Source organism: Pedobacter sp. 01T416_2 (genome assembly GCF_056398925.1).
Window position 1 is genome coordinate 1 of record NZ_JBFTQI010000640.1, and the last position, 3,485, is coordinate 3,485.

A 3,485-nucleotide genomic window follows, 5' to 3' on the forward strand; every position below is an offset into this window, starting at 1 on the left:
GTGCAGCACCGATATTACTTGCAGGTAAGTCCTCCACCTCGGTTGCCTTTATATCTACAACAGCACCTGTTAAATGACTTCTCTTTTGGGTACCATAACCAACAACAACCACATCTTCGAGGCTCTTGTTTTCCGGAACTAAACGAACTACAATATTAGTTTGCTTGCCTATGGTTACCTGTTGTCTTACATATCCTATAAATGAGAATACAAGAACATCTGCATCAGATTTTACCTGGATGGTGTAAACACCGTCAGAATTGGTGCTCACATTGCTTGGAACACCTTTTAGACTTACATTTACTCCAGGGATTCCCTGCCCATCTGCCTGATCGACAACTTTACCCGTAATCTTTCGGTCTTGAGCAAAAAGGATTGTGCTTGCCAGTAGCATAAATAGCAAGGACAAAGAAATTTTGCGTAAAAATTTTAAGTTCATCTTATTATTTGGTTAGTTTTTAATTCTATTTAGACAATTTCCCGTCTGCTTTTAATGGTGTGATCTCTTCAATGATCAAAAGTTTCAACCTTCAATCGATTGAGCAACTATAGTATCGTTTTAACTTTACAAATGGAGCGTATTAAGAGAGCAGAGAAAATAGATGTAAAATTATTTTATGATAAAAGAATCAACCACGGCTTCTAATAAAAAAAATCGGTGATAATATGGGTAATTTGGCTCATTTTTTACTTTGATCTTGGTATTTATTCTGGTTAGAAAGTATATTATATCTCAAAATTGCAATCAATAATCGGCTATTTACTGTATGATTTTGGCTACATATTATAGGCTATTAACGTAACTAAATCAAATCAATATAGTTCTTTGCTTGATCTGTATTTGATGATCTAAGATATGGAAATATATTCATATATAAATGTAACATTCTTAAATAAAAATAAATTAAAAAAAACGAGACAGATTTTGCCTCGTTTTAGATGAATTAAAGCCCATGTTATTGAGCGCTCACAAATGATAGTATTAATTCTGAATTTTCACATCAACGTTTAAGAATACACCGCCAGAAGAGTTGTTACTCGAAACAGAATTCACATAAAAAGCACCATACTTTCCGTCAGCAGTTAAAAAATAAAATAAACTCCCTGGAATCAGCCCGGTAGATATACCTTTAAGTGTGGGCTTTGCACTTTTACCTGCCGTAATAATCTGATCGCCTGTTCGAAGATTTAAAAAGGCGGCAGACTGTGCGGTTTTTGGTGCGGCAAATAACGTTGCTTTTTTGGTCCAAGCGTTAATGTCGTAGGAAGTAAAAGGAATCGGGCTCGAATTTAAAGCATAAACATTGTACAAATATGCATTTGGTGTCCCGGTTACGGGCGACCTATACAATCCCAGATCTATTTTATCAGAACTGGCTGCACCGTTACTGTAATTGAATAGTTCTCCTGTTGAAAGTGACATATAACAGTTCTTCACTTTACCTAATGTATCAGGAATATATAATTCTCTTGAAGACCAATATTTATAATCTGACCTTACCTCTATTGTAATCGTTTTGTAACCGTCACCCAAATAAACCCCTGCTTTATCCAAAGCCCAAATGCGATAGGATGTTTTGCCAACCCGGGTATTCATTTTCAGTTTTACAACTCCCGAATAATTTCTTCTTTGATTATCGTTAACTATAATTTTAGAGGGTATAGCCGCCGATGTTTCGAAAATACAGACAGCATACATATCCTCCTTTGCAGAAGTTATGGTGTAATCCAGATACACGCTATCACCTGCATTTACTTCTTTATAATCGGTTACTGCATAAGGGCTTGTTGAATGATAGGTTACTGTTACATCATCAAACATATTAAATATATTTTCTCCTTCTTTTTTACATGAAGAAAATACGACGGCTCCTACAGCCAAAAAGCCTAAATATTTTAAAATTCTTTTCATGATTTTATCTGTTTAAATAAAGAATTATTTTAAAGGATCAAAAGTGCCACCATCCCAACCGATTGTTTGCTCTAATAACGGGCTAGAATTCATAAATGTTGATGGCAAAGCATAGAAATAATAGGTATCTGGTATACTGAAGCCAGTTACGCCCTGGTTCAATATTGAGGTTTTGAAGTATTTCTCAAAAGATGTTTTGTCATTGACATTAACTCCTTCTCTAAACCGTGCTCCATTTGCCGTAACTACTTCAAGTTCAGTTTTTAGTGCTGCAGATTTTGTTTCCCACTGTATGGTTTGCATTGAGCCTTGTAAAAGATGGTAATTTCTGGTACGTCTTAAATCGTAGGCACGTTTACCTTCGAACGCAAATTCTATCATTCTTTCTTTCAGTATTAAATCTCGCATTAGTAATTTCGATGAAGCCAGATCTAGTCCGTAATTTTTTGTTCCAGCCTGAATGCCAGCGCGAATTCTGATTTCTTTTACTAAATTTTGTGCTTCTGCGAGGTTACCGATTTCATTGGCACATTCTGCCAAATTCATAATTACTTCAGCATAACGCAACTCTATCCAGTCTAAGCCATTCCCCCCAAAATCATTGGCATAAGCCACAGCGCCTTTCGCCAGTTCAGGATCGCAAAATCGTTTCATATAAAAGCCCTGCGGCGATGGTTCGGTAATGTTCGAAACATAATTCCATTGTCTCCTGCTGCTTGCACCGCTTAATTTCCAGCTGCTTCCATTGTAGGCTATCGTTGCATCCAATCTTGGATCGCGGTTTACCCAAAATAGCACAGGATCGTAAGTGAACGAGCTGGCCTGCCCAACCGGAACTCCATCCTTCATGGTATAAGTGTTTACAAGATTTAAGGTCGGAATAAATGCAGATGCACCACCACCCTCTTCTGTGGGCCTTGCTTTGGCTTCTACATTCTGACCTCTTTTTTCAACTTTATTAGAATAGGAACGGACAATTATAGCCTCCGTATTACTGGTTCCTTCCTTCAAAAAAATATCTCCATAGTTTGGTAATAAACTGTTACCTGAAGCTTTGCATATATCATAAGCTTCTTTACAAGCCTGATATGCAGTAGTCCACCTGCTTTGATCAAAGGGGTGTGATGGATTATCTAGGGGATTAAACTGCGGACTTGCCCAGTATAACAATACCCGGCCTTTTAATGCGGCCGCTGCCTTACGTGTAAATTTACCCCGTTCATTCCCGTCATTCCAGGTTACATTATTTAATAAAACCATTGCAGAATCCAAATCGCTCACAACAGATTTAAAACATGCTGATGCGCTGGATCTTCCACTTAACTCTACATTATCTGGATTTTGCGGTGTAAGTACCAGAGGAACACCACCGTAAAGTCGAGTCAGTTCAAAGTAAGAGAGTGCTCTCAATGCAAAAAATTGTCCCCGCAGTTTATTTTTAGAATCTTGTGCAAGGTTGCCTCCAGGAATTTCCTTGATGGCAACGTTACAGCGTGCAATGTCGAAATACCTGTTATCACCTTTTGTCCCCTGGTATTTCGTAGCAATAAACTTCACGTCGTTAGAAGTTAGG

General features: G+C 37.7%; 3 protein-coding genes. All 3 read right to left on the reverse strand.

Features of this window, described 5'->3' with window-relative positions:
* A partial coding sequence (locus AC1DPQ_RS21635; protein ID WP_477610836.1) for a carboxypeptidase-like regulatory domain-containing protein occupies nt 1–439 on the reverse strand: 439 nt, incomplete at its 3' end.
* 543 nt (nt 440–982) lie between these two features.
* Nucleotides 983–1,912 carry a hypothetical protein gene (locus AC1DPQ_RS21640; protein WP_477610837.1) on the reverse strand — a complete coding sequence of 310 codons (930 nt, stop codon included), beginning with the start codon at nt 1,910–1,912 and terminating at the stop codon, nt 983–985.
* 24 nt (nt 1,913–1,936) lie between these two features.
* Nucleotides 1,937–3,485 (reverse strand): RagB/SusD family nutrient uptake outer membrane protein (locus tag AC1DPQ_RS21645; RefSeq protein WP_477610838.1); only part of this gene is annotated, 1,549 nt, incomplete at its 5' end.

Bases quoted from the DNA above. Each gene is read 5' to 3' on its own strand.
- AC1DPQ_RS21640 (WP_477610837.1), bottom strand. From the start codon at position 1,912: ATGAAAAGAATTTTAAAATATTTAGGCTTTTTGGCTGTAGGAGCCGTC.